The sequence below is a fragment of the Armatimonas sp. genome, from assembly GCF_031410135.1.
Classification (GTDB): Bacteria; Armatimonadota; Armatimonadia; order Armatimonadales; family Armatimonadaceae; genus Armatimonas.
The window spans coordinates 1-3,307 of the sequence record NZ_JANNYP010000761.1 but is presented as its reverse complement, the minus strand read 5'-3'; the positions used below and the strand labels follow the sequence as shown (position 1 = coordinate 3,307).

The 3,307-nt window shown below is 56.4% G+C and carries 2 protein-coding genes and 1 pseudogene; all 3 read left to right on the top strand.

What is annotated here, in order from left to right:
* On the top strand, positions 1-1,538 hold a 1,538-nt coding region (locus tag RMO15_RS27860), incomplete at its 5' end, for a hypothetical protein (protein WP_309720648.1).
* A gap of 140 nt (positions 1,539-1,678) precedes the next feature.
* Positions 1,679-2,557, top strand: a complete 879-nt coding sequence (locus RMO15_RS27855) for a DUF5050 domain-containing protein (RefSeq protein WP_309720645.1) — start codon at positions 1,679-1,681, stop codon at positions 2,555-2,557.
* 3 nt (positions 2,558-2,560) lie between these two features.
* Positions 2,561-3,307, top strand: a pseudogene (locus tag RMO15_RS27850) (hypothetical protein); the annotation flags it as partial.

Genomic DNA, 3,307 nt, shown 5'->3' with positions numbered 1-3,307 from the left:
CTGGTGGAGAGGGGCTTGATCTCAAAGGCAAGGGGCTTGGCTCGCGGATAGATGACTTTGTGAATGCAAGCAATGCCAATGGGTTCGTCAAAGATGCCATTAACGCTGTCTCTGCTCTGCCCGATATCGTCACAAAGGCGGGGTCGGGCGATGTCGTGGGGGCGACTCAAGATGGCTACTTCGTTCTTTTTGGTTCCGAGTCGGCTAAGATCGGTGCCGCCCAGCTCCTTCACCTGTTTGTCGAGTTTCTTGGTCTGTCGGCCAGCCCTGGCTTTGTCGCGACGTACTTTGAGAAGATGAACAAGATCCTCGGGGCCGTGGACATGCTCCTGCAGGCGACCGACTCGGCGTTCCAGGCGATGGATATCGCCCGCTCTGAGAATGCCTCACAGTGGGATGTCACGATCACCAAGAGTCTGGTGGCACTGAACCCGCAGGAACTCTTATTGCCTGTGGGGGCGCTCCCTCCCACTGTCAAAGCATCCACGGATGCCACCGTACAGGAAGGGCAGATATTTGTCTACGACTGGAAGTGTGCCCAGGGCAAGTTCAGCACTGGGCAGGCGACTCTCACCAGTAACAGCGACACGGTGACCTACGATGTCTCAGGACTGGTCGCCGGTTTCACCGATGAGATTTCGCTGAGCCTCTCTCAAAAAGGAGCAGGGTCGAGCGGGGCCGTGGTGGGAACCGCGAAGATCCCCGTGTCTATCTACCAGATTCAGGTGACACCTGGTAGTAAGAAGATTAAGGCTCAGGAGACACTCACGTTGAAGGCGGATGTCGCTGGGATGCGACCTCTCAAAACGGGGGAGAAGCTGACCTATAAGTGGCTCACGACCCGCAATGCCGGTGAGCTTATCGGCTCACCCGATGGGGGAATAAATACCCCTGTTGAAGGCCAAAGCGTCACCTACCGCGCCGCGGGCGCTCAAACCGGCGCGGATAATGTCACGGTCGAGGTATTTCTGGGCACAAGATCGCTAGGAAAGAGCGTCGCCCAGGTCACGGTCGGCGAGACTGTGGAGGGCGAGCTTGCCTATAAAGTCGTTCTGGAGGCGTTCACCCGAGCCGACTACACAAACAACGGTCTCACTTTCCCCGCTCCTGTCTATGCAGACTACGTCACCGGTGTTGTCTCTTCCTATCTTGTGGTGCCTATCGTGCCCGGAGTGACAACTTATACGATAACGTATAACTTGTATGGTAATGTAGACAAACCAACGATTGTCACACAGACATTGAAAGGCAGCGATGTCGAGTCTGCCCGGTCTTTTCTAGAGACTGTGCCTCTCTCAATTGCACTTGCAGACAGAAATCTGTGCATTCCTGCGACAAGTAATCACTCTCTAGCCTCTGTACTTTTCTTCCGACGAGGAGATAATCTCTATCTGAGCTACATCTTACAGTACTACCCGTATTTCGTCGATTATACAACCGGCTGGCTCATGGACGAGGGAGCGGCTCGAAAGTACATGACCGACACCTATCTCTCTGCCTTGCCCCGATGGGATTTCAAAATCAAGACTAAGCAGTAAAAATAAAAATACTTTCTGTCGCAAATTTTGTGACGGAAATCGTCGAGGCGAATGGGACAATCGCCATCATGAGATTTGTGACAGAAAGAAAACAACAGATGTTTGATACGAATGTGTTTCGAAAATGGGAGTTTTAAAAATTGAAAAATAGACTGATATTGGCTCTTCTGAGCGCTTTTTTCCTTCTCACCGGATGCGGTGGAGGAAAGAAAACCACGACAAATACAGTAACAGGGCGGCTTCTGGTCGTCCGTGATGACGGGGGCAACAAAGACATCTACACGCTGGCTGAGGATGGTACCGTAGTGCAGCGCTTAACCACGGATGCTGCCGTAGACAACGAGCCGCGCTGGTCGCCGGATCGGAGTAAGATCGCCTTTGTGCGAGAGCTTGCGGGTGGCGAGTCTATCTTCGTGATGAACGCGGATGGCTCAGGAGCCGTGGAGCTAACGGCGGGTCTGGTCGCCTACGATCCGCGCTGGCTCCCCAATGGCAAGCTCGCCTACGCCGTGGGAGTCGGAGCGGCCTCCGAGATCTGGGTGATGAACGCCGATGGCTCGGGCAAGACGCGGCTCACAAACGATGCGATTGGCGATATTTGCCCTGAGATCGCTCCGAATGGGCTCACGATTGCCTACATGAAAAATATTGGTGGCACGCACTATATCTATCTCATGAACCCTGACGGCACCAACCAGCGGGGCCTCTCCGATCCAGGCGGTGGGGTGGTGGTGGGCTCGCTTGCTTTCTCCAAGGACAGCAATCAGCTTGCCTTTGTCTCTAGCCCCTCAGGCACGAAGGAGGTCTTTCTGGTCAATAGCGATGGCACGAACCAGCGGCGGCTGACGAACAATAGCGCTGATGACTTTGCCATCAACTGGTCACCCGACGGCTCCAAGCTGCTCTTTGCCAGCATGCGCGATGGCAACAGTGAGCTCTACACCATGAACCCCGATGGCACGGGCCAGACACGCATCACTACCAACTCGGTGAGTGACGTTCCCTTTGGCTGGAGATAGGCTATGCAACCACGAAATTTTTACTTTTTGGCTCTTGGAGCTCCGGTACTAGGTGTGCTAACACTGCTGGGCTGTGGTGGTGGGAAGACGAGCACGACCACTCCCACGCCTACGCCTGCTTCTACTCCTACACCTGCTCCCACTCCGACACCGGGGCCTGGTACCCCAACTTTCACCCGCGTGCTGCTCAACGTCGCGTTTGGTGAGTCGGGCATTGCATCGGGCGGGGATGGTATCGCGGTGGGCTCGGCGAGGGCGGCGGCGGCGACAGCGGGGAGTCGGCAGGCCGTGATCTGGAGTATTCCCGGCGCGTCCCCTACCAACTTGCATCCATCCAGCCGTAGCAGCTCCGAGCTGTTTGGCAGTAGTAGCGCTCTCTTTGCGGGTTGGACGACCGACTCGGGTGGCCTCTCGCGGGCGACGCTCTGGGATCGGGGGGCGAGCAATGCCTCCAAAGAGATTGCGGGCAGCTTCACCGAGTCGCGGGCCTACGCTGCCTTGGGAAATCTGATCGTTGGGCAGGGACGGCCCTCGGGCGCGACTTTACACGCCATTGTCTGGGATCATAGTGCAAGCGACACTCCGACGGATCTCAATGCCAGCTTCACGTCCTCAAGCGCCTACGGACTCTCAGGAGCGCGTGTGGTTGGCTTTGGGGCCGTAGGAGGCGTGGACCACGCTACTGTCTGGAATACAGCGGCAGGCAATGCCGTCACGGATCTGCACCCCACAGGAGCCACAAGCTCGACC